At 72.0% G+C, this 26,324-nt stretch carries 27 protein-coding genes and 1 tRNA gene; 17 read left to right on the top strand and 11 right to left on the bottom strand.

The window, feature by feature from the left end; genetic code table 11:
• The first annotated feature begins 20 nt into the window (after positions 1-20).
• From IOD16_RS17150 to IOD16_RS17135, 4 genes are all read left to right on the top strand, one after another.
• Complete coding sequence (locus IOD16_RS17150) at positions 21-2,081, top strand: diguanylate cyclase (protein WP_201440856.1); 2,061 nt, start codon at positions 21-23, stop codon at positions 2,079-2,081.
• 4 nt (positions 2,082-2,085) lie between these two features.
• On the top strand, positions 2,086-2,544 hold the full coding sequence (locus IOD16_RS17145) for a pyridoxamine 5'-phosphate oxidase family protein (RefSeq protein WP_123741673.1): 459 nt from the start codon (positions 2,086-2,088) through the stop codon (positions 2,542-2,544).
• Between the two features lie 265 nt (positions 2,545-2,809).
• A complete protein-coding gene (locus tag IOD16_RS17140; protein WP_201440855.1) occupies positions 2,810-5,590 on the top strand; it encodes a discoidin domain-containing protein in 2,781 nt (926 codons plus the stop codon).
• Positions 5,591-5,762: 172 nt separating this feature from the next.
• Positions 5,763-5,909: a DUF1059 domain-containing protein gene (locus IOD16_RS17135; RefSeq protein WP_123741671.1), complete on the top strand. Its 147-nt coding sequence runs from the start codon at positions 5,763-5,765 to the stop codon at positions 5,907-5,909.
• Here IOD16_RS17135 and IOD16_RS17130 read toward each other — a convergent pair.
• A complete protein-coding gene (locus tag IOD16_RS17130) occupies positions 5,903-6,367 on the bottom strand; it encodes a helix-turn-helix transcriptional regulator (RefSeq protein ID WP_201440854.1) in 465 nt (154 codons plus the stop codon). The two genes, IOD16_RS17135 and IOD16_RS17130, sit on opposite strands and share 7 nt — an antisense overlap.
• 426 nt (positions 6,368-6,793) lie before the next feature.
• Positions 6,794-6,997: a hypothetical protein gene (locus IOD16_RS17125; RefSeq protein WP_201440853.1), complete on the bottom strand. Its 204-nt coding sequence runs from the start codon at positions 6,995-6,997 to the stop codon at positions 6,794-6,796.
• Between the two features lie 110 nt (positions 6,998-7,107).
• On the opposite strand from IOD16_RS17125, the gene IOD16_RS17120 reads away from it, so the two are divergent.
• The 5 genes from IOD16_RS17120 to IOD16_RS17100 all read left to right on the top strand — a co-directional run bounded on the left by IOD16_RS17120 (position 7,108) and on the right by IOD16_RS17100 (position 11,807).
• Positions 7,108-7,299, top strand: a complete 192-nt coding sequence (locus tag IOD16_RS17120) for a hypothetical protein (RefSeq protein WP_201440852.1) — start codon at positions 7,108-7,110, stop codon at positions 7,297-7,299.
• A 71-nt stretch (positions 7,300-7,370) separates the two neighbouring features.
• Positions 7,371-8,441 (top strand): hypothetical protein, encoded by a 1,071-nt coding sequence (locus IOD16_RS17115; RefSeq protein WP_201440851.1) that lies wholly within the window; start codon positions 7,371-7,373, stop codon positions 8,439-8,441.
• The gene (locus IOD16_RS17110) at positions 8,438-9,592 is read left to right on the top strand and encodes a toxic anion resistance protein (protein ID WP_201440850.1); all 1,155 of its coding nucleotides are present in this window, start codon (positions 8,438-8,440) and stop codon (positions 9,590-9,592) included. The genes IOD16_RS17115 and IOD16_RS17110 overlap by 4 nt, the downstream gene beginning before the upstream one ends.
• Entirely contained in the window at positions 9,589-11,208 is a 1,620-nt protein-coding gene (locus IOD16_RS17105) for a VWA domain-containing protein (protein WP_201440849.1), read from the top strand. Before IOD16_RS17110 ends, IOD16_RS17105 begins: the two co-directional genes overlap by 4 nt.
• The gene (locus tag IOD16_RS17100; RefSeq protein WP_201440848.1) at positions 11,205-11,807 is read left to right on the top strand and encodes a hypothetical protein; all 603 of its coding nucleotides are present in this window, start codon (positions 11,205-11,207) and stop codon (positions 11,805-11,807) included. Before IOD16_RS17105 ends, IOD16_RS17100 begins: the two co-directional genes overlap by 4 nt.
• Positions 11,808-12,209: 402 nt before the next feature.
• Here the strand turns inward: IOD16_RS17100 and IOD16_RS17095 are convergent, their stop codons facing one another.
• A complete protein-coding gene (locus IOD16_RS17095; protein WP_201440847.1) occupies positions 12,210-13,376 on the bottom strand; it encodes an endo-1,4-beta-xylanase in 1,167 nt (388 codons plus the stop codon).
• Positions 13,377-13,897: 521 nt separating this feature from the next.
• Here IOD16_RS17095 and IOD16_RS17090 point away from each other — a divergent pair.
• Positions 13,898-14,560, top strand: a complete 663-nt coding sequence (locus IOD16_RS17090) for a lytic polysaccharide monooxygenase auxiliary activity family 9 protein (RefSeq protein WP_123747730.1) — start codon at positions 13,898-13,900, stop codon at positions 14,558-14,560.
• Between the two features lie 59 nt (positions 14,561-14,619).
• On the opposite strand, the gene IOD16_RS17085 is transcribed toward IOD16_RS17090, so the two are convergent.
• The 5 genes from IOD16_RS17085 to IOD16_RS17065 all read right to left on the bottom strand — a co-directional run bounded on the left by IOD16_RS17085 (position 14,620) and on the right by IOD16_RS17065 (position 19,064).
• Positions 14,620-15,621 (bottom strand): pectate lyase family protein, encoded by a 1,002-nt coding sequence (locus IOD16_RS17085; protein ID WP_123741663.1) that lies wholly within the window; start codon positions 15,619-15,621, stop codon positions 14,620-14,622.
• Positions 15,618-16,613 carry a pectate lyase family protein gene (locus IOD16_RS17080; protein WP_123741662.1) on the bottom strand — a complete coding sequence of 332 codons (996 nt, stop codon included), beginning with the start codon at positions 16,611-16,613 and terminating at the stop codon, positions 15,618-15,620. Before IOD16_RS17080 ends, IOD16_RS17085 begins: the two co-directional genes overlap by 4 nt.
• Positions 16,614-16,632: 19 nt before the next feature.
• Positions 16,633-17,637 (bottom strand): pectate lyase family protein, encoded by a 1,005-nt coding sequence (locus tag IOD16_RS17075; protein ID WP_201440846.1) that lies wholly within the window; start codon positions 17,635-17,637, stop codon positions 16,633-16,635.
• A gap of 14 nt (positions 17,638-17,651) precedes the next feature.
• Positions 17,652-18,680 carry a pectate lyase family protein gene (locus IOD16_RS17070; protein WP_123741660.1) on the bottom strand — a complete coding sequence of 343 codons (1,029 nt, stop codon included), beginning with the start codon at positions 18,678-18,680 and terminating at the stop codon, positions 17,652-17,654.
• A 310-nt stretch (positions 18,681-18,990) separates the two neighbouring features.
• Positions 18,991-19,064, bottom strand: a tRNA-Arg gene (locus tag IOD16_RS17065).
• Positions 19,065-19,519: 455 nt separating this feature from the next.
• Between IOD16_RS17065 and IOD16_RS17060 the strand changes: the two genes are divergently transcribed.
• From IOD16_RS17060 to IOD16_RS17050, 3 genes are all read left to right on the top strand, one after another.
• On the top strand, positions 19,520-20,134 hold the full coding sequence (locus tag IOD16_RS17060; RefSeq protein WP_123741659.1) for a cysteine hydrolase family protein: 615 nt from the start codon (positions 19,520-19,522) through the stop codon (positions 20,132-20,134).
• Between the two features lie 373 nt (positions 20,135-20,507).
• The gene (locus IOD16_RS17055) at positions 20,508-20,729 is read left to right on the top strand and encodes a hypothetical protein (RefSeq protein ID WP_201440845.1); all 222 of its coding nucleotides are present in this window, start codon (positions 20,508-20,510) and stop codon (positions 20,727-20,729) included.
• A 64-nt stretch (positions 20,730-20,793) separates the two neighbouring features.
• A complete protein-coding gene (locus tag IOD16_RS17050) occupies positions 20,794-21,663 on the top strand; it encodes an isocitrate lyase/PEP mutase family protein (protein ID WP_201440844.1) in 870 nt (289 codons plus the stop codon).
• Between the two features lie 8 nt (positions 21,664-21,671).
• On the opposite strand, the gene IOD16_RS17045 is transcribed toward IOD16_RS17050, so the two are convergent.
• Both IOD16_RS17045 and IOD16_RS17040 read right to left on the bottom strand, forming a co-directional pair.
• On the bottom strand, positions 21,672-21,908 hold the full coding sequence (locus tag IOD16_RS17045; protein WP_201440843.1) for a DUF6343 family protein: 237 nt from the start codon (positions 21,906-21,908) through the stop codon (positions 21,672-21,674).
• Positions 21,905-22,246, bottom strand: a complete 342-nt coding sequence (locus tag IOD16_RS17040) for a DUF6221 family protein (RefSeq protein WP_201440842.1) — start codon at positions 22,244-22,246, stop codon at positions 21,905-21,907. Before IOD16_RS17040 ends, IOD16_RS17045 begins: the two co-directional genes overlap by 4 nt.
• 78 nt (positions 22,247-22,324) lie before the next feature.
• On the opposite strand from IOD16_RS17040, the gene IOD16_RS17035 reads away from it, so the two are divergent.
• The 4 genes from IOD16_RS17035 to IOD16_RS17020 are packed head-to-tail and all read left to right on the top strand — an operon-like array spanning position 22,325 to position 25,854.
• On the top strand, positions 22,325-23,782 hold the full coding sequence (locus IOD16_RS17035; RefSeq protein ID WP_268957721.1) for an MFS transporter: 1,458 nt from the start codon (positions 22,325-22,327) through the stop codon (positions 23,780-23,782).
• Between the two features lie 38 nt (positions 23,783-23,820).
• On the top strand, positions 23,821-24,906 hold the full coding sequence (locus tag IOD16_RS17030; protein WP_201440841.1) for a M20 family metallopeptidase: 1,086 nt from the start codon (positions 23,821-23,823) through the stop codon (positions 24,904-24,906).
• 28 nt (positions 24,907-24,934) lie between these two features.
• Positions 24,935-25,357 (top strand): metalloregulator ArsR/SmtB family transcription factor, encoded by a 423-nt coding sequence (locus IOD16_RS17025; protein WP_201440840.1) that lies wholly within the window; start codon positions 24,935-24,937, stop codon positions 25,355-25,357.
• Positions 25,354-25,854, top strand: a complete 501-nt coding sequence (locus IOD16_RS17020; RefSeq protein ID WP_201440839.1) for an SRPBCC family protein — start codon at positions 25,354-25,356, stop codon at positions 25,852-25,854. The genes IOD16_RS17025 and IOD16_RS17020 overlap by 4 nt, the downstream gene beginning before the upstream one ends.
• 10 nt (positions 25,855-25,864) lie before the next feature.
• On the opposite strand, the gene IOD16_RS17015 is transcribed toward IOD16_RS17020, so the two are convergent.
• Positions 25,865-26,212 (bottom strand): VOC family protein, encoded by a 348-nt coding sequence (locus tag IOD16_RS17015; protein ID WP_201440838.1) that lies wholly within the window; start codon positions 26,210-26,212, stop codon positions 25,865-25,867.
• Positions 26,213-26,324 lie beyond the last annotated feature (112 nt).

Raw genomic sequence — 26,324 nt, 5'->3', positions numbered from 1 at the left:
GAAAACAGCATCAGCTGTGGATGGTCTACCTCGCTTTCGGCCTGTTATCGGTCGGGGTCTACTACGCGCTGCCGATCTTCGTCGGCACGGTTCCGCTGCGGGTGGTCGTCTACTGCGCGGTCAGCTCGTCCGCCGCGCTGGCCGTGTGGTGGGGCGTGCGGCGCAACCGGCCCGAACCACGCGCGCCGTGGCTCGTGCTCGGCCTGAGCCAACTCGTGTACGCCTTGGCGGACACCACCTTCTACATGTCGCACTACGTGCTCGGCGACCCCAGCTACCCGGCCGTCGCCGACGCCTTCTACCTCGGCCACTACCCGCTCGTCGTGGTCGGCCTGCTCATGCTGATCCGGCAGCGCCGCTCCGACCGCGACCTGCCCGGCCTGCTCGACGCGGTCTCGCTCACCGTCGTCGCCGGCCTGCTGTCGTGGGTCTTCGTGATCGGCCCCCAGACCCGCCTCGGCACGCCGCTGCTGGTCGAGATGGTGTCGCTGGCCTACCCGCTCATGGACCTGGTGCTGCTGCTGGTCTCCCTGCGGCTGCTGTTCGGCGGCGGCCGGCGTGACGCGTCGTTCGTGCTGCTGGCCCTGTGGCTGGTCGCGATCCTCACCGCCGACACCGCGTACGTGTTGCAGCGCCTCGACCTCAGCTACGCGGCGGGCAACTTCCTCGACGCGATCTGGCTGACCGGCAACCTGGCACTCGGCGCGTGCGCCCTGCACCCGTCGATGGGCCGGATGGCGCAGGCCGTCGACGTGCCCGCGCTGCGGCTGAGCTGGCCGCGGCTGGCGATCCTGTCCGGTGCCGCGCTGATCGGGCCCGCGCTGCTGCTCGTGCAGCACGCGCAAGGTGTGCGCCGGGACGTGCCGGTGATCGCGGCCGGCTGCGCGGTGCTGTTCGCCCTGACCGCCACCCGGTTGGCGGGCCTCGCGGTCGACCAGCGCAGCCTCGCCATCACCGACAGCCTCACCCGGCTGCGCAGCCGCCGCTACTTCGAGGCGCGCCTCGCCGACGACGTGTCCCGGGCCAGGCGCACCGGGTCGCCGCTCGGCGTGGTGATCCTCGACGTCGACCGGTTCAAGTCGATCAACGACCGGTTCGGGCACCCGGCCGGGGACCGGGTGCTGGTCGAGGTGGCCAACCGGCTGCGCGCGATCGCGGGCGAGGGCCGGGTGCTCGCCCGGTACGGCGGCGAGGAGTTCGCGCTGATCGCGACCGGTGCGGACGCCGAGAACCTCACCCGCCTCGCGGAACGGTTGCGGCACGGCGTCTCCCACCATCCGATCGCCGTGAGCGGTCGTAGATCGGTGACGGTTACGCTCTCCGCCGGCACCGCCGCGTTCGCGCCGCACTACGGCAACGCGTCCGCACTGGTGTCGGCGGCTGACCGCGCGTTGTACCTGGCCAAGGACCTCGGCCGGGACCGGGCGGTCGCCGGTGGCACATCGCTCACCGAGCACCGGGAGGACGTCGCGGTGGACTACCTGAACCAGGTCGCGGACCTGGTCGACCTGCGCGTGGCCAGTCCCGGGCGCAGCCTGGCCATCGCCGAGTGGGCGCGGACCGTCGCCGAGAACCTCAAGCGGGACCCGGCCGAGGTCCACACCGCGCACCGCGCGGGACGGCTGCTCGACGTCGGCATGATCGTGCTGCCCGACGACCTGCTCACCGAGTCCGGCCCGCTCACCGACCAGCAGTGGCACCTGCTGCACGAGCACCCCGACAGCGGCGCCCGCATGGTCGGCGTGCTGCCCGACCACGGCGAGGTGGCCGAGGTCATCCGCCAGCACCACGAGCGGTGGGACGGCGCCGGCTACCCCAACGGCCTGGCCCGCGACCGCATCCGGGTCGAGGCGCGGATCCTGTCCGTGTGCGACGCGTGGGCGGCGATGCGCGCCGACCGGCCGCACCGGCGCGCGTTGACCCACGAGCAGGCCGTGCGCGAGCTGCGCTCCGGCCGCGGCGCCCGGTTCGACCCGGACCTGGTCGACGTGTTCCTGGCCCTGCTGGAGCAGGGCGCGGTCGGCGACCTGGCCGCCGGACCCGGCTCGGCGACGTCCCGCGAGGACAGCCGCCTATCCTGACGCCATGTCCCGCCGGGCGCTGATCACGATGACGACCGACGAGGTGCGCGCGTTCCTGGAGGAGCAGCGCGTGGTCACGGTGGCCACCATCGGCCCGAACGGCCGGCCTCACCTCGTGCCGCTGTGGTTCGTCGTGGAGGACGGCGAACTGGCTGGCTGGACGTACCGGGCGTCGCAGAAGGTGGCGAACCTGCGCCGCAAGCCCGAGGCCACGTTGCAGCTGGAGGCGGGTGAGACCTACGACCAGCTGCGCGGCGTGACCATGGAGTGCGACGCGCGGCTGGTCGAGGAGCAGGCGGAGGTCACCCGCATCGGCGCGGCGGTGGCCGCCCGCTACTCCGGGCACAGCGGGCCGGAACTGGACGCGTTCGTGGCCGCGCAGGCGGTGAAACGGGTCGGGCTGCGCTTCGCGCCCACCTCCGTCGTCTCCTGGGACCACCGCAAGCTGAGCGGGTCTTACTGAGTCGTAGTAGGTCGCACCAAAGGTCCGCGCTGGGTCGTGCGCGCCCTTCGCGGCGGCCGACCTGCCACGCAAGCGAACGCAAGTTTCCGCAAACATCCCGCAAGCGGTCGATCCGCCCTGCTGCGATCCCGGTTCGTCGAGATTTTGCGTGTTTCAGTAGACATCTTGCGCACGGCTGATCGTGCTGCTTATGGTGTGCGCCACGCCACACCCTGTGACATCCCTGCCCGCAGTTCGAGGTCCCGTCCAACGAAGGGCTGAACCCATGCGAGTCAACCCCACCCTCCGGCGTCCCCTGGCGCTCGGCGCGGCGGCGGTGGCCACGTCCCTGCTAGCCGCCCTCACGATCGCCGCCGCGCCGGGCGAGGTCGCCGCCCAGGCCGCCGCCGCGGCGGCCACCTCGCCGTTCGACATCCCCGGCCGGGGCGCCGACGTGCCCTTCGTGGAGCACGAGGCCGAAGCCGCCGCCACCAACGGCACGAAGATCGGGCCCGGCCGCCGCCAGGGCACGCTGGAGGGCGAGGCGTCCGGCCGCCGCGCCGTGACCCTGTCCGGCCAGGGCAAGTACGTCGAGTTCACCCTCACCGAGCCCGCGAACTCGATCGACCTGCGCTACAGCGTCCCGGACGGGAACAACGGCGCGGGCATCACCGCGCCCCTGTCGCTCTACCTCGACGGAGCGAAGACCACCAGCCTCACGCTCACGTCGAAGTACGCGTGGCGCTACGGCGGCTACCCCTACGCCAACGACCCGAACCAGGGCAAGCCGCACCACCTCTACGACTCGACCCGCGCCCTGTTCGGCCGCACGCTCGCCGCGGGCTCGAAGGTCAGGCTCCAGGTCGACGCGGGCGACACCGCGCCGTCCTACACGATCGACCTGGCCGACTTCGAGCTCGTCGCGCCGGCCGCCACCCGGCCCGCGAACTCGGTCTCCGTCACCGACCACGGCGCCACGCCGAACGACGGCTCGAACGACAACGCCGCCTTCGACGCCGCGGTCGCCGCCGCCAAGGCCTCCGGCCGCGAGGTGTGGATCCCGGCCGGCCGGTTCACCGTCACCAAGCACGTCACCGTCGACCAGGTCACCGTCCGCGGCGCGGGCCACTGGCACAGCGTGGTCGCCGGCGACCGGGTCGGCTTCTACGGCCTCGGCGAGCCGTCCAGCTGCGGCCAGGGCGGCAACTCCGGCGCGAGCACCCGCGTCGGCCTGCACGACTTCGCGATCATCGGCGAGGTCACCAACCGGGTCGACTGCGACCAGACCAACGCCATCGGCGGCGCGCTGGGCGGCGGCTCGGTGATCTCCGGCATGTTCCTGCAGCACACCAAGGTCGGCCTGTGGCTGGACGGCCCGTTCTCCGGCCTCACGATCCGCAACAACAAGGTCGTCGACCAGCTCGCGGACGGCATGAACCTGCACCGCGGCATCAGCAACGTGCTGATCGAGCACAACCTGTTCCGCAACATCAGCGACGACGGCATCGCGTTCTGGTCGGAGCAGCAGGCCGACCACAGCAACACGATCCGCCGCAACACGGTGGTCGTGCCGATGAAGGCCAACGGCATCGCGATCTACGGCGGGCGCGACAACGTCGCCACCGAGAACGTCGTGGCCGACACCCAGGACCAGGGCGGCGGCATCCACGTCGGCAACCGCTTCTCCTCGGTGCCCCTGTCCGGCACGACCACCCTGTCGAAGAACACCACGCTGCGCGCGGGCGTGCTCGACTCGAACTGGCAGTTCGGCGTGGGCGCGCTCTGGTTCGACGCCCGCGACGGCGCGATGAACGGCCGGATCGACGTCACCGACACCGACCTGATCGACAGCAACTACGAAGCCATCCAGTTCATCAGCGGCACCATCACGAACGTCCACTTCGACGGTGTGCGCATCAACGGCGCGGGCACGTTCGGCATCCAGCTCCAGTCGCCGGGCGCGGCGTCGTTCACCAACGTCACCGCCACCGGCCTGGGCCGCGCGGGCATCTACAGCTGCCTGGGCGAGAACGGGTTCCAGCTCACCAAGGGCGCGGGCAACTCCGGCTGGGACGGCCCGTCGTACTGCGGCCCGTGGCCGGACCCGATCTACACCGACCCGACCAACCCGCCGACCAGCACCAGCACGACCACGACCACCACGACGACCACCACCACGACCACGACGGTCCCGCCGGGCGGCAACCTGGCCAGGGGCAAGGCGGTCAGCGCCTCCACCGCGAACGGCGGCTTCCCGGCCGCCCAGACCGTCGACGGCGACCCGAACACCTACTGGGAGAGCGCCAACAACCAGTTCCCGCAGTCGCTGACCGTCGACCTGGGACGGTCGGAGAACGTCGGCCGCCTGGTGCTGAAGCTCCCGCCGCCCACCGCGTGGGAAGCGCGCACGCAGACCCTGAGCGTGTCCGGCAGCGCGGACGGCGCGAACTTCAGCCCACTGGTGGCCTCGACCGGGTTCCGGTTCGACCCGGCGTCCGGCAACCAGGTCACCGTCCCGGTCTCCGGCGCCTACCGCCACCTGCGGCTGACGTTCACCGGCAACACCGCCTGGCCGGCCGCCCAGCTGGCCGAGCTGGAGGTCTACGCGTCGAGCACCACCACGACCACGACCACCACCACGTCACCGCCGCCGCAGGGGAACGTGGCGCGCGGCAAGCCGGTCCAGGCCTCGGCCAACGGCGGCTTCCCCGGCGGCAACGCGGTCGACGGCGACGCCACCACCTACTGGGAGAGCCCGAACAACGCCTTCCCGCAGACGTTCACCGTCGACCTGAGCAGCCGGATCGCGGTGAACCGGGTCGTGCTGAAGCTCCCGCCCGCCGCGGCGTGGGCCGCGCGCACCCAGACGCTGAGCGTGTCCGGCAGCGCGGACGGCGCGAGCTACAGCCAACTGGCGGCGTCGGCCGGGTTCCGGTTCGACCCCGCGTCGGGCAACCAGGTGAGCATCCCGGTCTCGGCGAACCACCGCTACCTGCGGCTGACCGTCACCGGCAACACGGGCTGGCCCGCCGCCCAGCTCGCCGAGTTCGAGGCGTACGCGGGCTGACGCCTCGGCCGGGGGTGGTCCCGCGGCAACGACGCCGGCGGGACCACCCCCGTGTCCCCGGACGCCCCCGCCGTCCGCCGCCGTCCGGTCTGCCGCCACCGAACTCGACCGGTCGACAACGTCGTCACGTTCAGTAGAGTCGACGGGGAGAGATCACCAGCGGAGGATTGCGATGAAGCAGAACATCACCTGCCCCTGCGGCGAGCACATCACGGGTCAGGACGAGGACGACCTGGTGGCGAAGACCCAGCAGCACCTCAAGGAGAACCACCCGGGCCACGACTACTCGCGCGACGAGATCCTGTTCATGGCCTACTGAGCCCCTTCTCCCGGGTCGGGGTGCGCGGCGACGAGCAGCAGCGCGTCGAGCAGCCGCAGCCAGTCCGGCTCGGCGAGGTCGCGGCCGGTGAGAGCGGACAGCCGGGCCAGCGCGTCCAGCAGCCGCCCGGTCAGGTCGTCGGCGCTCTGACCGGTCGCCTCGGCCACGGCGCGGACGTCCCGGCGGAACCGCGCGGTGCGGCCGAGCCGGACCAGCGCGGCGGGCAGCGCGGCGGGCGGGGACGCGGACTGGTCGTCGGTGTCGGCGAACCCGACGACCAGCCGCGTGCCCAGCGCCCCCGCCAACCGGGTGAGCGCGTCCACGGTCGGGTTGCCCCGGCCGTTCTCCAGGTTCGCCACGTACGACACGGAGAGTCCCGCGTCGGCGGCGACCGCGGCCACCGTCCGTCCGTTCGCGGCGCGCAGCGCTCGCAGCCGTCGACCCAGTTCGTGTCCCACGGCGCCAGTCCTGTCAGAGCACTATCCGAGATGGCTGTCTTCTGGAGATGGTCTTCGGGTGCTGACCGCTCTGCGCGTGAGGGACTTCCGGCTGCTGTGGGCGGCCCGGTCGCGGGGGTGCTGGTCGGCCGGTGGGACCGGCGGCGGGCGATGGTCGCGGCCGAGGTGCTGCGCGCCGCCGCCGTCGCCCTGCTGCTGTTCCCCCGCGACCCCGGCGACCTCTGGCTGGTGTACCTCGCGCTGGTCCTCGAAAGCACGGGCACGGTGGTGTTCCGGCCCGCGGCCCAGGCGCACACCCGTCGTGGTCGGCACCGGCACGGCGCTGAGCGACGCCAACGCCCTGAACTCCCTCACCGACGGCGTGGCCCGACTCGTCGGCGCGCCGCTGATCGGTTTCCCGGCCCTGGTGGCGGCGGACGTGGCGAGCTACCTGGTCTCGGCCGGGTTGATCGCGTCGACGGCCCGGGGCGCCCGCGGCGACCGGGGACCGGGCGTCGGCGCGGAACTGCGGGCAGGGCTCGCGTTCCTGCGCTCGACGCCGACGGCCGAGGCGCTCCTCGCGGTGAGCACCGCCTTCCTGGTCGCGAACGCCTCGCTCAGCGCGCTGCCGGTCCCGTTCGGGGTGGTCACGTGGGGCGGCCCGGGACCGGTCGGTTGGTACCGCCGCCCCGCCCGCCGCCGCGCTGATCGGGCTGTCGGGTTCGGTCGCCCTGGTCGTCACGCGGACCACCCTGCAGCGGGTGACGCCGACCGACCTGCTCGGCCGGGTCGGCGCGGTGCTGTTCACCGGCGAGGCGGCGGCGACGATCGTCGGCGCGCCGGCCGAGCTCACCTCTCCGCGCACGACCGCGTACGCCGCGTGCGCGGTCACCGTCCTCGCCGCCGGGTACGCGGCATCGACACGAGGCGTTCACCAACCGTTCGCCCCGTGATCGCCGCTCCGCGCGTCAAACGAGTCGAGCGGCGGAGATGATCGCCGTGAACACGGGGGTGAGCGGGTCCAGTGAAGCGCCGGTTGTCCATCGGCTCGGCCGTGGTGTTGGTGGCCGCTGTCGTCGCGGTGGTCGTGTGGGGTCGTCCGGACGACGCGGAGGGCGGCGCCCGGCTGACCACCGTGCGCGGGGTCATCGGGTCGGAGAAGCTGGCCTTCTTCAGCGACCCGCGAGTGGCCGAGGCGTTCGCGAGGCACGGCCTCGAGGTCGAGGTCGACCCGGCCGGCTCGCGGCAGATCGCCACCTCCGTCGACCTCGACCGGTACGAGTTCGCGTTCCCGTCGTCCTCGCCCGCCGCGCAGCGGATCCAGCGCGACCGCAAGACGACCGCCGCGCACACCCCGTTCCAGTCGCCCATGGCCGTGGCGACGTTCGAGCCGATCGTGGAGCTGCTCGACACCGCCGGCGTCGTGACCGGGGGCGCGGGCGACTACCGGGTGCTCGACGTGGCCCGGTACCTGGAGCTGACCAGGGCGGGGACGCGCTGGGACCAGCTGCCCGGCAACACCGCCTACCCGGCCCGCAAGAACGTCCTCGTCACCACCACCAACCCGGCCGAGTCGAACTCCGCCGCGATGTACCTGTCCATCGTGTCGTTCGTGGCCAACGGCGACACCGTGGTCGGCACACCGGAGCAGGAGGCCGCCGTGCTGCCCGACGTCGCCAGGCTCTTCCGCGACCAGGGCTACACGCAGAACAGCACCGAGGGCCCGTTCGAGGACTACCTCGCGGCCGGCATGGGCAAGACGCCGCTCGCGCTGATCTACGAGTCGCAGTACCTCGACCGGCTGCGCCGCGCCGACGGGTCCATCCGCGCCGACATGCGCCTGCTCTACCTCGCGCCGACCGTGTACTCCAAGCACACGCTGGTCCCGCTGTCCGACCGGGGCGACCAGGTCGGCCGGCTGCTCAGCACCGACCCCGAGCTGACCAGGCTCGCGGCCACCTTCGGCTTCCGCACGTCCGACCCGCGCGTGTTCGCCGACGTCATGGGCGCCCACGCGCCCGCGGACCTGGTGGACGCGGTCGAGCCGCCCTCGTTCGAGACGCTGGAACGCCTGCTCGACGCGGTCGCCCCGTGACCGGCGAGTTCGCCCTCACCCCGCCGGAGCCCGTGCCGCCGATCCCGGTCGACCGCGCCGCCGGGCTGGTCGCGCTCGGCGCGGACGTGCGCGCCGACGTCGACCGCCGGGCCGAGCGGTTCGCCCGACGCCTCCGGGAGCTGGACGTCCGGTCACCGGAGTTCACCGCCGTGCTGGACGACGTGCTCGCCGTCGGCGAGGCGGACCTGCGCGCGGCGGCGGGCGTGGCGGGCGCGATGCTGGACCGCTCGGCCCGCGCCCTGCGCGATGACTCGCCCCAGGTGCACGTCACCACGTCGTTGTCGGACCTGCGCCGCACCGTCGCCGGACTCGACCCGGCGAAGCTGCCGCTCACCGGCCGCAAGCTGCTGAAGGTCTTCCCCGCCGCGAACGCCGCCAAGAAGGCCCTCGACCGCTACCGCGCCGCGGGCGAGCCGGTGAACGCGCTGGTGGGCGACCTGCGCGACCGGCAGGACGTGCTGCGCCGCGACAACGCCGCCATCAAGGGCGAGCGGGAGCGGCTGTGGCGGGCACTGGGCGCGCTGGCCGAGGCCGCCGCGTTCGCCGAGGCGGTGGACGCGGCGGTCGACCGCCAGGCCGGGGTGTTCGACCTGACCGACCCGGCCCGGGCGCGGACGTTGCGCGCGGACGTGCTGCACCCGATCCGGCAACGCCACCAGGACCTGCTGACGCAGCTCGCCGTGAGCGCGCAGGGCTACCTGGCCCTGGACCTGGTGCGGCGCAACAACGACGAGCTGATCCGGGGCGTGGAACGCGCGGTGACCACGACCGTGGCCGCGCTGCGGACCGCCCTGCTGGTGAGCGGCGCCCTGGCGAGCCGGCAGGACGTGCTGGACGAGGTCGCCGCGTTGCGCGCCACCACGGACGGCCTGATCCGCGCCAACACCGAACTGCTCGACCTGCAAGGCGCGGAGATCCGCCGTGCGGGCAGCGACCCGGCCGTCGCGGCGGAGACCATCCGCGCGTCGTTCGACCGGATCTACGCGGCGATCGACGCGGTCGACGGCTACCGGGCGGACGCCGTGCGCACGATGGCCGCCACGGTCGAGTCGCTGTCGGGGGAGATCCGCCGCGCGGAAGAGCACTTGCGCCGCTCGCACGACGCGACGGCGGTCGAGGGGGACCGATGAGGACAGCGTTCGTGCTCGCCGCCGCGCTGGTGGTCGCGGGGTGCACCGCCGAAGCCGGACCCGACCCGGCACGACCGGCGGGCCCGGCGGAACCCGGCGTGCTGCGGGTGCTCGCCGGCAGCGAGCTGACCGACCTGCGACCGGTGCTGGACGCGGCGGCCGAGGCCACCGGCGTCGAGGTGGAGTTCACCTTCACCGGCACGCTGGAAGGCGCCGAGGCGTTGGCCGGGGGCGAGGTGGACGGCGAGTACGACGCCGTCTGGTTCTCCTCCAACCGCTACCCGGCCGGCATCCCGGAGGCCGCGAGACGACTCGGCACCCAGGTCGAGGTCATGAGCTCACCGGTGGTCCTCGGCCTGTCGACGTCGTCGGCGAAGCGGCTGGGGTGGGCCGACCGGCGCGTCGGCTGGGGCGAGATCGCCGAGCAGGCGGGCCGCAAGGCCTTCACCTACGGGATGACCGACCCGTCGGCGTCGAACTCCGGCTTCTCCGCCCTGGTCGGCGTGGCGTCGGCGCTGGCGGGCGCGGGCGCCGCCGTGGACGCCGACCAGATCGCGGTGGTCACCCCGCGCCTCAAGGACTTCTTCGCCGCGCAGTCGCTGTCCGCCGGGTCGTCGGGCTGGCTGTCGGAGGCTTACCGGCGCCGCGCCACCGGCCAGGACCCCGGCGCGCGGGTCGACGGTCTGGTCAACTACGAGTCCGTGCTGCTGTCCATGAACGCCGCCGGCACCCTGCCCGAGCCGCTCACCCTGGTCTACCCGGACGACGGCGTGGTCACCGCGGACTACCCGCTGACCCTGCTCGCGGACGCCGGCGACGACGCCCGCGACGCGCACCGACGCCTCACCGACCACCTGCGCACACCGGACGTGCAGCGCGAGATCACGCGCACCACGCACCGGCGGCCGGTCGTGCCGGGCGTCGAGCTCGACCCCCGGTTCGCCGTGCGCGACCTGGTGGAGCTGCCGTTCCCGGTCGCGCGCGACGCCGTCGACGCCCTCCTCTCGGCCTACTTCGACGAGCTCCGACGCCCGTCGCGCACGCTGTACGTGCTCGACACGTCCGGTTCGATGGCCGGCGACCGGATCGCGTCGCTGAGGTCCGCGCTGGTCGGCCTCACCGGCGCCGACGACTCGCTCACCGGTCGCTTCCGCCGCTTCCGCAGTCGGGAGGAGGTCACCGTGCTGCCGTTCGACACCCAGCCGGGCACGCCCCGGACGTTCACCCTGCCCGAGGGCGACCCGCGGGCCGAGCTGGCCGAGATCAAGGCGTACGCCGAGGCGCTGGCGGAAGGCGGCGGCACGGCGATCTACGACAGCCTGTCCCGCGCGTACCGGGTGATGGAGCCGCTGGTCGCGGCCGACCCGGACCGGTTCACGTCGATCGTGCTGATGACCGACGGCGAGAACGCCAACGGCTCAAACCTGGCCGAGTTCCAGGCGTCGTTCGGCTCGGTGCCCGCCTCGGTGCGGCAGGTGCCCGTGTTCACCGTGCTGTTCGGCGAGGGCAGCGGCGCGGAGCTGGGCCAGGTGGCCGCGATGACCGGTGGCAAGGTGTTCGACGCCCGTGCCACCGCCCTGGGCGACGTGTTCCAGGAGATCCGCGGCTACCAGTGATCCGCTACCTCGGCTCGACCAAGAACCTCGTCGGCTGCGCCGGCGGTCTCGTCGGCGTGCTGCTGCACCTGGCCGGCGCGGTCGACGGCGCGTGGCCGGCCGTGGTGGCCGGGCTGTACGCGGCCGGCGCGCTGCTCGCGCCGCCGGAGGAGGTCCGGCTGGTGCCGGTGGACGCGGTCACCGAGGCCGGTCTGCTCCGCGCGGGACTGGACGACCTGGTGCGCGAGGTGGGCGCGCAGTCGTCCCGGGTGCCCGAGCCCGCCGTGGCCGCCGTGGGCCGGATCGGCGCGGTGCTCGGCGACCTCCTCGGGCGGCCCGAGGCGTTGGCCGCCGACCCGGACCTGCGGCACACCGCGGTCCGGCTGGCCCGCACCGACCTGCCGCTGTCCGTGCGGACGTACCTGAACCTGCCGTGGTGGTTCGCGGTGCGGCAGCGGGCGGGCGGCGAGCCGAGCCCCGGCGACCAGCTGGTCACCCAGCTCGGGCTGCTGGAGGCCGAGGCCCACCGCCTGGCCGAGCGCGTGTACGCGGCGGAGGTGGACCGGCAGGCCGACCACACCCGGTACCTGAGGGACCGGGACGCGGACGGGCAGCCCTGACCGCGCGGAGGTGAAGGGGTCGGCGCGGCGGTCGCCTCTCGGCAAGTGGCTCGACGCGGCTCCAGCCGAACGGTGTTCCGTGACGGCGCTTGGTGAGGCCCGGGGACACGGACCGCACCGACCGAGTGTTCCAACGGCCCGCGGGTCCTCGGTGTTCCCGCCGGGACGTGGCGTGCGTCACTGACTTTCAGGGTCCTCGCGCTGCCGTACGGCCCACGGGCCATACGCAAGCGTACGGGGGTGTCGGATGGAGGTGTTGGCCCTGCTGCTCGGCGTGGCCGCGTCCTGCGCGGTGGTCGCGTTCGGCGGCTGACCCGGTCGTGGTGATCGGCCCCCGCCCGGACTCGAGGTCCGGACGGGGGCCGACGACTGGCGACGGCGCGGTGGGACGCGCGTCGGGACCTACTTGGCGCAGGCCGGCAGGTGCGGGTGGCGCTCGCCGCGCTTGACCGACTCCTTGGCCAGCGTGCACTGCATGACGTCGTAAGCGGGCTTGCGGGTGAAGTCCTCCCACATCACCGTCGCCGCGCCCTCGCCGGCGAAGAACACCGGCACCCAGGAGTACTTGTCGGTGAAGCCCCAGATCGTGAAGGAGTCACAGCCCTTGACGTTGAGGCAGGCGACCAGCGTCCGGTTGTAGTAGTCGGCCTGCTTGGCCAGCATCTCCGGGGTCGGCACGCCGTTCGCCGGCAGGTCCATCCGCACGTCCAGCTCGGTGATGGCGGTGCCGAGACCGAGGTCGGCGAACCGCTTCAGGTTCGTCTCCAGGTCGCCGGGGAAGCCGTACCGGGTGCTGAGGTGCGACTGGGCGGAGAAGCCGTGCACCGGCACGTCCTGCGCCTTCAGGTCCTTGATCAGCGCCAGGTAGGCGTTGCTCTTGGCGTTGACGCTCTCCACGCCGTAGTCGTTGAAGTACAGGTCGGCCTTGGGGTCGGCCGCGTGCGCCCAGCGGAACGCGTCGGCGATGATGCCGGGGCCCAGCTCGCGGATCCAGATGTTGTCGGTGGTGCGCAGCGAGCCCGTGTCCGTGAAGATCTCGTTGGCCACGTCCCACTGCTGGATCTTGCCCTTGTAGCGGCCCACCACGGTGGTGATGTGCTCGCGCAGGATCTCGCGGAGCTCCTCCGGGGTGAAGTCGCCCTGCTCGAGCCACGCCGGGTTCTGGCTGTGCCACAGGAGCGTGTGCCCGCGGACGACCTGGCGGTTCTGCCGCGCGAACTTCACGATGGCGTCGGCCATCCCGAAGTTGTAACGGTCGCGCTCCGGGTGGATGTACTCCCACTTCATCTGGTTCTCGGCGGACACCGAGCTGAACTCCTTGGCCAGCACGGAGCGGTACTCGAGGTCCTTGGTGAACGGGTCGGGGTAGGGCTGGTCCTCGTGGTGGCCGCCACCGGCCGCGGCGGTGCCGATGTAGAACCCCTTCGGCGCCACCCAGCGGAGGCTGTCCTTCTTCGCGTGGCCGGCGGACAGGTCACCCGTGTCGGGCGAGGCCGCGGCCACGAGGGCCAGCGGCGCGGTCAGCGCCATCGCGGCGAGCGCGGCGGTGACGAGGCGGATCGACTTCATGGCGGTCTTCGCTTTCTCGGACGACTACGACGGCGGCGTTCGAAAGTTTCGTCATTGATCCGGCAATTTTCGAGATGCCGGACCCTAAGACGCCCGCCGGGCCAACGTCAAGCCTTCGTCAAGGACCACCCACCACCGACGGCACGGCCTCCACTGTGGACGCCTGCAACCGCTGCCCGGACGAGCCGGCGGAGCGGTCGGCCGGTCGCCGCGGCGTGGTGGACGCCGGATCCGCTCGTCCGGCGAGTTCGACGCGGTGGTCGACCCCGACCGCGCGATGATCGAGGCCGTCGACCTTTCGGCGCTGTGGCGGCGAGTTCCCCGAAACGCGCTCCCGTCGGCTGCCGGGACGGCGTTGCGTCGAATTGCGGTCGAACGCGCGTCGAATGCGAACCCGTTGTCCGCCAACACTTCCCATTTCCGCGCACGCTTGGTTACAGTGCGATTTGGGAGCGCTCCCAGCCCACCCATGGTCATTACCCAACATGGTTGTCCTCAACGAGGAGGAAAGAGTGGCGCTCATGTCCGTCCCTGCGAACAAGAACCTGCTCGCCAGAGCCTTCGCGACGCTCGCGGTGGTCGCCGGGCTCATGGCGAGCCTGCTGACCGGCGTCGCCGCCGCGCACGGGTCGACCGTCGACCCGCCGTCGCGGAACTACGGCTGCTGGCAGCGGTGGGGCAGCGATTTCCAGAACCCGACGATGGCCCAGCAGGACCCGATGTGCTGGCAGGCGTGGCAGGCCGACACCACTGCCATGTGGAATTGGAACGGCCTGTACCGCGAAGGTGTCGCGGGCAACCACCAGGGGGCCATTCCCAACGGCCAGCTGTGCAGCGGCGGGCGCACCGGCGGCATGCGGTACGCGGCCCTGGACAACCCCGGTCAGTGGAAGGCCGTGACCAAGTCGCGGCAGTTCACCCTCGACATCTGGGACCAGGCCCGGCACGGCGCGGACTACCTCCGGGTGTACGTGTCCAAGCAGGGCTATGACGCGACGACGACGCCGTTGGGCTGGAACAACATCGACCTCGTCGCCACGACCGGCCGTTACGCGCCGTCGGACCACTACCGGGTCGCGGTGAACGCGGGCAGCCGCACCGGCCGCCACGTGGTCTACGTGATCTGGCAGGCCAGCCACTCCGACCAGTCGTACTACTTCTGCAGCGACGTGATCTTCCAGTAGGTCGCGCGGCGGGTCCCGGCGCCCCCGTCCTCCGGGCGCCGGGACCCGTGCTGCCACCGTCAGACCTTGCCGGTGCCCGCGCCCTGGGTGACCAGGGCCTTCACGTTCGCGGGCGGGTCGAGGGCGTACTGGTAGTAGGTGCGCGGGTCGGTGACCGCGCCGCCCACGACCGGCTTGCCGCTGTTCACGTACACGTTGTTCCGCTCGACGATGCTGCCCTTGGGGCCGGAGTAGCTGTTGGTCATGGGCTCCTCGACGTCGTCGAAGTAGTTGCCCTCGATCCAGCAGCCGGACTGGGCCTGGCACGCCGGACCGGTGTCGCTGTTGCGGAGGAAGTAGTTGTTGAAGATGTGCACCGGGTTGCCGAACCGGGTGCGCGGGTTGCGCTGCGAGGTCCGGTCGTAGAAGTTGTGGTGGTAGGAGACCTTCAGGTAGCCGGTGTCCTGGGCGCCGTTGCTGTCGGAGTGGCCGAGCAGCATGTTCTTCGCGTGGTCGTGGACGTGGTTCCAGGACACGGTGATGTAGCTGGACCCGCGCTTGATGTCGATCAGCCCGTCGTAGGCCCGCGAGAGGTCGTTGTGGTCGATCCAGACGTGGTGGCTGAACATCTGCACGTTGATCGAGTCGTCCGTGGCGTTGCGGAACACCAGGTTGCGGATGATCACGTTGTGCACGGCGTCCGCCGGGGGAGTGGTCGTCTCGCTCACCGGCAGGCCGATGTTCAGCCCGCCACCGGTGATCCCCGACGCCGCGCCGACGCCGACGACCGTCTTGTCCGAGGTCACGTCGTGCATGCCCGCCGGCAGCGTGATCATGCCCTGCACCCGCACCACGCGCGGCCCGGTCGCCTTGACCGCGGCGATGAGGTCGGCGGCGGTGGACACCGTGACCTCGGGGCCGCCCGCGCCGCCCGTGGTGCCGTTCTGGCCGAGGGCGTCGACGGCGGCGAAACCGACCGGCGCGGCGTCGGCGGCGACCGCGGGAGCGGCCGTCACCGGTGTGGCGACGGCCAGGCTCCCGATCAGCGTCGCGGCGAGCGCGACAGCGGTGCTCCTGTTCACCGAGCCACCCCCTGGACGCGGCCGACACCGGCGCCGGCCGTGACGAGACGTGGCACCGACGCCGGGTCGTCCACCGCGTAGCTGTAGTAGGTGCGTGGCTCCACGACGGCGCCGAGCGTCTCCGGGGCGCCGGAGCCCGCGTAGATGTTGTTGCGCTCCACCACGCGTCCCGGCCCGCTCTTGTCGTAGCCGGACAGGATCGGGTGGGCGACGTTCTCGAAGTAGTTGCCCTCGACCACGACTCCGGCGTCCATGGTGGACGCGACGCCGTAGAGCGAGTTGCCCCGGTAGTAGTTGTTGTAGACGTGCACGGGCTCGCCGAAGCGGACGCGCGGGTGCCGCTGGTCGGTGCCGTCGAAGAAGTTGTGGTGGTAGGTGACGCGCAGCTTGCCCTTGTCGCTGGTGTAGGTGTCGGAGTGGCCGAGCAGGGCGGCCTTGCTGTGGTGGTGGAAGTGGTTCCACGACACGGTGACGTAGTCGGAGTTGCGCTTGATGTCCAGCAGGCCGTCGTAGCCGTCGGACAGGTCGCAGTGGTCGATCCACACGTGGTGCGCGGAGTTGGTGACGCTGATCGAGTCGTCCGAGGCGTTGGTGAACCGCAGGTTGCGGATGATCACGTTGTTGCCGGGGCGGGTGGTGGAGCCGAGTTGCAGCCCGCCGCCGGTGATCTCGGCGGTGGAGCCGACGCCGACGATGGTCTTGTTCGCGACGACGGTCAGCATCTCGTCGCCGGTCTGGATGCGGCCGGACACGGAGATGACGTACGGCTCCTTGCGGCCGACGTAGTCGGCGAGGGCGGCGGCCGTGGTCACGGTGACCGCCTGGCCGCCCGCGCCGCCGGTGGTGCCGTTCTGGCCCAGCGCGGTGACGCCGGCGAACCCGTCGGCGACGGCCGACGGTTCGACACCGGCCCACGCGGCGCGTGGCACGGCGGCGGCCACGGCGGCGAGTGCCGTGCCGGCGAGCAACCGACGACGGTTGATGTCGCTCATGCTCCTGGTCCTCCTGGGGTCAGATCCGGCCGACGCCGGCGCCGGCGGGGACGGTGGTGGGCAGGGTCGACGGGTTGTCCGGGGTGTAGGCGTAGTAGGTGCGCGGTTCGACGACCGTGCCGAGGGTCTGCGGCGCGCCGGAGTTGACGAAGATGTTGTCGCGCTGCACCACGCGCCCCGGCCCGCTCTCGTCGTACCCGGAGTAGACGGGGTGCGGCACGTTCTCGAAGTAGTTGGCCTCGACCAGCACGCCGGCGTTCTCGGTGGACGCGACCCCGTAGAGGCGGTTGTTCCGGAAGTAGTTGTTGTAGACGTGGACGGGTTCGCCGAAGCGGACGCGGGGGTGCCGCTGCTCGGTGGCGTTGAAGTAGTTGTGGTGGAACGTGACGCGCAGCTTGCCGGTGTCCTGGCCCGCGTTGGAGTCGGAGTGGCCGAGCAGCGCGGTCTTGCTGTGGTCGTGGAAGTGGTTCCACGACACGGTGATGAAGTCCGCGCCCCGGACGATGTCGATCAGCCCGTCCGCGCCGCCGCTGAGGTCGCAGTGGTCGATCCAGATGTGGTGCGAGGACTGCTGGATGCTGATCGCGTCGTCGTCCGCGCCGCTGAACCTCAGGTTGCGGATGATCACGTTCTGCCTGCGGTACATGTCCAGGCCGCCGCCGCGGATCTCCGCGCCGGGCAGGCCGATGACGGTCTTGTTGGACCGCAGGCCCTGCTTGCTGCTGAACGTCATGATCCCGTCGACCTGGATCACGTAGGGCTCGTTGCGGTCGCAGTAGTCCAGGAACGTCTCGGTGTCGCGCACCGTGACCACTGGCCCGCCCACCCCGCCGGTGGTGCCGTTCTGGCCGAGGGTGTTCGTGCCGGCGAACCCGTCGGCGGTCTGGAACGGCGCCGCCCACACGGGGTTCGTGGTGACCCGGCTGGTCCGGGCGGGTTCGGCCGTCGCGGCGCGTGCGGCGACGGCGGTGAGGGCCGTGGCGGCGGCGCCCGCGAGGAGGCTGCGCCTGCTGATGTCGCTCATCTCCGGTGCTCCTGTCAGATGCGGCCGGTGCCCGCGCCGGCGGGCACGACCGTGGGGACTTCGGCGGCGCGGTTGAGGGAGTAGCTGTAGTAGGTGCGGGGTTCGACCACGGAGCCGCGCAGCTCGATCTCGTGGTTGCACTCGACGAGGATGTTGTCGCGGGCGACCATCCGGCCCAGGTCGCCGCTGAAGTCGACCCGGCCGGGGTTGTTGACGCTGAAGAAGTAGTTGCCCTCCAGCACCACGCCCGCGTTCATCGCCGAGGCCACGCCGTAGCTGTTGTCGCGGTAGTAGTTGTTGTAGACGTGCACCGACTCGCCGAACCGCACCCGCGGGTTGCGCTGGTCGGAGCCGTCGAAGTAGTTGTGGTGGTAGGTGACCCGCAGCCGGCCGATGTCCTGCGCGCCGTTGTCGTCGTCGTGGCCGAGCAACAAGGTCTTGTCGTGGTCGTGGAACCTGTTCCACGAGACCGTGACGAAATCGCTGCCGCGTTTGATGTCGACCGCGCCGTCGTCGCCGTTGGAGAAGTCGTTGTGGTCGATCCAGATGTGGTGGCTGAACATCTGCACGTTGATCAGGTCGTCCGTGGCCCCGGTGATCGCGAGGTTGCGGATGATGATGTTGTGCACGGCGTTGGCCGGTGGTGAGGTGACGTCGTCGTCCACCGGCACGCCGATGGTGAGCCCGCCGCCGACGAGCCGGGCGTCGGAGCCGAGGCCGATGATGGTCTTGTCCGAGGCGACCTGGTGCATGCCGTCCGTGGTGCCGGTCGGCAGCGTGATCGTGCCCTTGACCTGCACGACCAGCGGCTCCGGCCGGGCGATGTAGTCCAGGAGCTGAGCGGTGGTGGTGGCGGTGACGACGGCGCCGCCCGCACCTCCGGTGGTGCCGTTCTGTCCCAGTGCGTTGACCGAGGCGAACCCGTCCGCGGTGGTCGCGGCCGACGCCGGCGTGACACCCGGCACGGCGACCGCGGTCGTGGCCAGCGCGGCGGCCACGACGACCTTCAGCAGGGCGCGCCGGTTCCCGGAAGATGTGGGCATGGCTATTTCCTCTCCCGTATGAGGGGTGAGTGCAGGGGGATATCAGGAAAGCGCTCTCTGATCGCACCGTAGCGCATGTTTCCGGCGTGTCAACGGCCGGTGGCAACCCCGGTTCGATGTTCACATATGTGGCCGCCCTATTCGACGAACGGTTCACATATGTGTCACCGGAGGCCCATTCCGGCTGACCGGGAATGCTCCGCGCGGCTATTCTCGCCCGCCGCGCGCGAAGGCGGAGCTGGTCTGGAACCACCGACCGCGGCCCGCCGGGCTCGTCCCGGCGAGGCGCGGTGGCACAGGGTTCCAGCGGCGCCCCCACCAGGACTCGAACCTGGGACCTCGCCGTTCGTAGCGGCGCGCTCTGTCCTGCTGAGCTATGGGGGCCTGATCGTGCGGTCATCGCACCGAGGTCGCCAATAATGACTTCCCCGGCCGTCCGAAATCTTTTCCGAAGGGTGTCTGCAAGAGAAAGCCGCCCTGGTCGGTTCCCCGACGGGCGGCTCCCTGGACCGGACCTTTCAACAGGTCACGGCGGGGAGCACGGGTTCCCGGCACGGGAGAGCGGACGTCGGCGCGATGTCGCGGAAGACGCCACGACCGACACGATGCCACGGCATCGCCGCGCACCTCGCCAACCTGTGTCCGTCATATCCGCTCCTCGGTTCGATGCGACCATGATGACTATTCGCGGCACATACCGTCAAACCATTTCCGGCACCGCGACCCGGGTTCCTCCCCGGCCGGCGCGGGCGGGCGCCGCCACCCGGACGCCGCATTGCGGGCGGAGGGTCGGGGCCGTTGAATCGGGTCCGCAGCGCCGCCGAGCAGAGGAGCACGCGATGAGCGAGCTGGTGTTGGACCCGAAGACGACCGCGCTGGTGCTGATCGAGTACCAGAACGACTTCACCAGCGAGGGCGGCGTGCTGAACGGCGCGGTCAGCGAGGTGATGGGCAGCACCGGCATGCTGCCCAAGACGGTGGCCCTGGCGGAGGCGGCCCGTGCGGCCGGGGTGACCGTCATGCACGCGCCCATCACGTTCGCCGAGGGCTACCACGAGATCTCCTCCCACCCGTACGGCATCCTCAAGGGCGTCGTGGACGGCAAGGCGTTCGTCAAGGGCAGCTGGGGCGCGGCGATCGTGGACGACCTCGCGCCGCGCGACGGCGACATCGTGATCGAGGGCAAGCGGGGACTCGACACGTTCGCCAGCACGAACCTCGACTTCATCCTGCGCAGCAAGGGCATCAAGACCATCGTGCTCGGCGGGTTCCTGACGAACTGCTGCGTCGAGTCGACCATGCGCACCGGCTACGAGAACGGCTACCGGGTCATCACGCTGACCGACTGCGTCGCCGCCACGTCCCAGGAGGAGCACGACAACGCGTTGCGCTTCGACTTCCCGATGTTCTCGGTCCCGGTCACCGCCGACGACGTGCTGGCCGCCCTGTCCTGACTTCGTCCGGGTTCCCGGTCGGCGCCGGGCAGGAGGTGGCTCACGGTCTTCGACAAGTACGAGCGGGTCGGCGAGATCCGGTCGCCCGGCGGCGGCGAAACGTTCGACCACGTCACCGCCGCCGGCGCCCACCACCACCTTCACCTGCCCGACCTGCCCGGCCGCGAGTCGTTCACCGGGACCGTGCTGCACGCCGACGAAGTGCGGTCCGGGACGTTCCCCGCAGGCGTGGCCGTCGTGGGCGGCGCGCTCCTGCCCCGCCACCACGACCCGGCCTGCGTCCGCCGGGTCCGCCCGGCTGCCGAAGCGGCTGCGGCCGGCGCGACCGCCGCCCTTCCACCCGGCCCACGCCGGCGTGATGCCGTGCGGTCACGTGCGGGCCGTTCGCCGAGGCCCGCTCGCCGCCGGGGTCAGCGCGGTCGGGGCGTGCACCGGCGGCTACGACTTCGGCCCCTACGACCTCCACGCCGCGGACGAGCTCCTGCACGACCTCGGCCTGCCGTCCCGCCGCACGGGCAACGTCCTGGCCGAGTACCTGCTCCCCGGCGTCGCCCACCGCTACCGGGGCCTGACGGCCGAGAGCCGCTCCGCGTGATCGATGTGGATCTCATCCTTCCGATACCTCGACCGCGTTCGGCGCCACCCCTACGGTTCGTCGCATGGCTTACGGCAAGGCACTGCGCGAGGCGGTCGCGGCTCCCGGGACGACCCCGCTGATCGGCGTGTTCGACATGGTGTCGGCGTCGATCGCGGCCCGGCACTACGACGGGCTGTTCGTCTCCGGCTTCGGCTTCTCCGCGTCGCACTACGGCCTGCCCGACGTCGGCTTCATCGCCTGGCCGGACGTGGTCGGGTTCGTGCAGCGGATGCGCCTGGCGCTGCCGACCAAGCACCTGCTGGTCGACATCGACGACGGGTACACCGACCCGGAGGTGGCCTGCCAGGTGGTCCGCGCCCTGGAGCAGGTCGGCGCGTCCGGCGTGATCCTGGAGGACCAGCAGCGGCCCCGCCGGTGCGGGCACGTCGAGGGCAAGCGGGTGCTGCCGCTGGAGCAGTACCTGGAGAAGCTGGACCTCGTGCTGCGGACCAGGACCGACCTGGTCGTCGTGGCGCGCACCGACGCCACCGACGAGGCCGAGATGCTGCGCCGGGCCGCCGCGTTCGCCGGGACGGACGCCGACGTGGTCCTGGTCGAGGGGATGCCCTCGACCGACGTGATCCACCGGGTCCGGCGGGCGGTCGGCGACAAGGCGCTGCTGTTCAACCAGATCGCGGGCGGCCGGTCGCCCCAGTTGTCGCTCGGCGAGCTGACGGAGCTGGGCGTCGACGTGGCGATCTACAGCACGCCGTGCCTGTTCGCCGCGCACGCGGCCATCGAGGAGGCGATGGTGCGGCTGAAGGACCGCGACGGCGTGCTGCCGGACGACTCGATCACCGTCGCCGAGTCGCAGGACCTGCTGAAGGAGAACATCAGCCGCCACCACGACGTGCCCGCGCCGCGCGCGTCGCAGCCCGCCATGACGCGCTGAGACCGGGATCAGCCCGGGTCGCCGCGCCGCTTGCGGTGCACCACCCAGCCGAAGTCGACGACCAGGGCGACCACGATCACGGCGAGCAGCACCGCCAGCCACGTGAGGCCCGCGCGCACGCACAGCACGGCGGCCACGCCGTTGAACACGACACCGAACCCGGCCAGCCACAACCGCAGCGTCAACGCGCTGCGCGGCGGCGCCCGCGGGGGCAGGTCGTCGTCCCGGTGACCGGGACCGGTCACGTCCGCCACTCCTCCTGCCAGCCGTGGTGGGTGTCGTAGGCGGAGGCCAGCAGCAGGAGCACGGACCGGTCCGACCCGCCCTCGACCTCCTTGCGCAGCCACTGCGCCTTCTCCTCGAACGGGACGGGCACGCGCTCGTCGGCGGTGCGCGCCTCACCGGGCACGATGAGCAGCTCGCGGCCGTCGTCGGACCGCAGGATCGCCAGCCGTCCCCGGCGCTCGGCCTCGTCCAGCAGCGGCAGCTCCTCGCGCGCCAACCGCTCGGCGTCCTCGTCCAGCCGGTCCAGCACGAATCCGCGCAGGTCCACGTCCGACAGTCGGTTCGGCTCCACGTCCATGCCGAAGGGGTATCCACTCCGCACCAGGCCACACGTCGTGGGCGTGCGGGTGATCGCGCCGGCAGGTAGGAATAGCGGGTGACCAGCGCGTGCGAGCCGGACCCGCGGCGGTGGAAGGCGTTCACCGTCACGCTCGTCGCCGGGTTCATGAGCCTGCTCGACGTGAGCATCGTGTCCGTCGCCCTGCCGTCCATCCAGCACGGCCTCGGCACCACGCCGGCGGGGGTGCAGTGGGTCGTCTCGGGCTACGCGCTGGCGTTCGGCCTGACCCTGGTCCCGGCCGGACGCCTGGGCGACGCGATCGGGCGACGGACCATGTTCCTGGTCGCCCTCGGCGCGTTCGTGCTGTTCAGCGCGCTGGCAGGGCTCGCGCCGAGCACCGAGGTGCTGATCGCGGCACGGCTCGCCCAGGGCATCTCGGCGGGCGCGCTGGCGCCGCAGAACTCGGCGTTGATCCAGCAGCTGTTCCGGGGCGCGGAACGCGGCCGGGCGTTCGGGTTCTTCGGCTCCACGGTCGGCGTGTCCACGGCCGTCGGCCCGGTGGTCGGCGGCCTCATCCTGGCCGCGGCCGGCGAGGACGAGGGCTGGCGGTGGATCTTCTACGTCAACGTGCCGATCGGCGTGGTCGCGCTGGTGCTCGCGGCCCGACTGCTGCCCCGGGCCCGCGGCGGGCCACGCGGCCACCTGGACCTGGTCGGCGCGGCCCTGCTCGGCACCGGTGTGCTGGCCGTGATGCTGCCGCTGGTGCTGGCCGAGGCGGGCGGGCTGGCGCACCTGTGGTGGCTGTTCGGGATCGGCGCGGCGCTGCTGGTGCTGTTCGTGCGGTGGGAGCGGCAGGTCGCCGCCCGCGGCCGCAGCCCGATGCTGGACATCGGCCTGTTCACCGGCACGCCCGGTTACAGCACGGGCGCGTTGCTGGGGATGGTGTACTTCGTCGGGTTCGCCGGGATCTGGCTGGTGTTCGCGCTGTACTACCAGCTCGGCCTCGGCTACACGCCGCTCGAGTCGGGCCTGGCCGTGACGCCGTTCGCGGTGGGGTCGGCGGCGTCCGCGGTGGCCGGCGGGCGGATGGTCGAGAAGTGGGGCCGCAAGCTGACCGTCACCGGGTTGTCCATGGTCGTGGCCGGTCTCGCGGTGACCGCGGTGGTGCTGCGCTTCGCACCGCCGCACGTGGCGGGGTGGGCGGTCGCGCCCGCGTTGCTGGTGGCGGGCGTCGGCGGCGGCTGGGTGATCTCGCCGAACACCACGCTGACGTTGCGGCACGTGCCGGTGTCGATGGCGGGTGCGGCCGGTGGGGCGCTGCAGACCGGGCAGCGCATCGGCTCGGCGATCGGCACGGCGGCGTTGACCGGCGTGTTCTACCTGGTGCTGACCGCGTCCGGGCGGGACTTCCCGGTCGCGGCGTCGGTCGCGGTCGGCGGCGCGACGCTGGCCGTGGCGCTGGCCCTGGTGGTGGCGGTCCTGGAGCTGCGCGCCCGACCGCGGTGTCCGTCCGCTGTGGACGGTGCGGAGCAGGCGATCCCGGAGGCGCCGTGACCGGTGCCGACCCGTGCGGTCGGGGGCACGATGGCGGGATGGACCTGCTACCGCTGACCGAACAGCTGCTGCGCATCCGGTCGACGGCCGACCGCCCGGCCGACCTGCGCCGGGCGTTGGACTTCGTGCTGGACGTGGTCGGACCCGACTTCACCGTGGAGCGGTTCGAGTCGGGCGGCAAACCGAGCGCGCTCGTCTACGCGGGCGAACGGCGACCGCACTTCCGGGTGATCTTCAACGCGCACCTGGACGTGGTGCCGGGCACGGACGAGCAGTTCCGGCCACGCCGCGACGGCGACCGGCTCATCGGCCGCGGCGCGCAGGACATGAAGCTGTCCGCGCTGGTGCTGGCGTCGGTGTTCCGGGACCTGGCGGGCCGGCTGCCGTACCCGATCGGGTTGCAGCTCGTGACCGACGAGGAGGTCGGCGGGCGGGACGGCACGCTGCACCAGTTGGAGCAGGGAGTGACGGGGTCGTTCGTGGTGATCGGCGAGCACAGCGCGCTGCGCGTCGTGGCCGAGTCGAAAGGGCTCGCCACCGTGCGGCTGCACGCGGTGGGACGTGCGGCGCACAGCGCGTACCAGTGGCTCGGCGACAACGCGTTGGTGAAGGTGGTGCGCGCGGTGGACGGTGTGCTCGCCGCGTACCCGGTGGCGGGGGAGGAGGAGTGGCGGACCACGGTGAACGTCGCCCGGATCTCGTCGGAGAACGAGGCGCTCAACCAGGTGCCCGCGGACGCGACCGCGTGGCTGGACGTCCGGTTCCCGCCCGAGGACGCCGACTTCACCGGCCGCACGCCGGAGGAGGTCGCCGCCCACTTCACCGCGCTGTGCCCGCCCGGCGTCACGGCCTCCGTCGACCGCTTCGAACCGCCGCACCGGGCCGACCCGGACGGGCCGGACCTGGTGGCGCTGCGACGCGCCGCCCGGACCCAGGGGTACTCGGGCGACCTGTTGCGCAAGCACGGCGCGGCCGACTCGCGGTTCTACTTCCAGCGCGGCATCGACGCGGTGATCTTCGGCGTCGGCGGCGACGGGCAGCACGGACCGGACGAGCACGCCGACCTGGGCACCGTCGAGCCGTACCGGCGGGCGTTGGTCGCGTTCCTCGAGGGCATTGCCTAACGTGTAACCCAGTGGTTACGCTTCTGCGGTGGACGAGGTGGCGGGCGCGATCGCCGATCCCGTGCGGCGGTCGATCCTGGAGATGCTGCGCGCCGAGGCGCGGTTGTCGGCCGGGCAGATCGCCGAGCGGTTCGCGATCAGCCGCCCGGCGGTGAGCAGGCACCTGCGGGTGCTGCGGGAGAGCGGGCTGGTGCGCGACGAACTGGTGGGCAGGCAGCGGTTCTACGTGCTGGACGCCTCTCGCCTGACACCGCTCTCGCGGTGGCTGGCGGGGTTCGACGTGCCCGACCGGCCCTCGGGGTGGGCGCACCACCTCGACGCGCTGGACACCGAGGTCCACCGCGCCCGGCGCGAACGCCGCGCCGCGCGACCCCGTGCGGACGGCCCGCCCGCCGACCGGCCGTCCACCGACGAATCCCCTGCCGACGACTCGAAGGAGCACACCGCATGAGCCCGACCCCCACCGGCCGGCTGTTCCGCACCGACGCGGGCAGCGACCTGGTGATCACCCGGACGTTCCGCGCGCTCGCCGACGACGTGTGGGCGAGCCTGACCGAACCCGAGCGCACCGCCCGGTGGTTCGGCCCGTGGGAGGGCGACGCCGCGCCGGGGCGCACGGTGAAGGTGCAGATGGTGTTCGAGGAGCAGGAGCCGTGGATGGAGGTCCGCGTCGACGCCTGCGACCCGCCCCGGCGGCTGGCGCTGTCGATGGTGGACGAGGCGGGCACGTGGCGGCTGGAGCTGCTGCTGTCCGAAGTGGACGGTGTGACCGAGCTGCGCCTGGTGCACCACCTGTCGACCGAGGAGGGGATCGGCGAGGTCGGCCCGGGGTGGGAGTACTACCTCGACATGCTGATCGCCTCCCGCGCCGGCGCGCCGCTGCCCCGCTTCGACGACTACTACCCGTCCCAGAAGGAGCACTTCGAGCGCCTGACCACCACCGACTGAGGTCCGGTCGTCAGTTCTGCCCGGTGTCCACCACGCAGAACACGGTGCCCTCGGTGTCGGCCAGCACCACGAAACCGGCTCCCGGCGGGTAGGTCCACGGCACGCGCACGGCGCCGAGCCCGACCAGCCGCTCGACCTCGGCCCGCAGCGCCGCCTCGCCGGTGACGTGCAGGTCGAGGTGGGTCCGGTCGTCCTCGTCCAGCGTGATGGTCGGCCCGTTGCCGTCCTTCGGGGCCAGGACCGGGCTCTCGTCGCCGATCGGGCCGTTGACCAGCTCGTAGCCGAGGGCCCGGGTCCAGAACTCCGCCGCCCGGCGGGCATCCGCGACCTTCAGGACCACGCTTCCGATGTGCGCCATGGTCACATTGTCGGTCACCGGCTGTCGGTCACCGGCTGTCGCTCGGCGGCGTCAGCAGGGGACGGGCCTCGCCGACGTCCGTCGGGTCGCCGTGCACCCGGAGCGGTGGCCG

This window comes from Saccharothrix sp. 6-C (assembly GCF_016695385.1).
Lineage (GTDB): Bacteria > Actinomycetota > Actinomycetes > Mycobacteriales > Pseudonocardiaceae > Actinosynnema > Actinosynnema texasense.
Note: the sequence above shows the minus strand (reverse complement) of the source record. Positions and strands in the feature narration are given on the sequence as shown.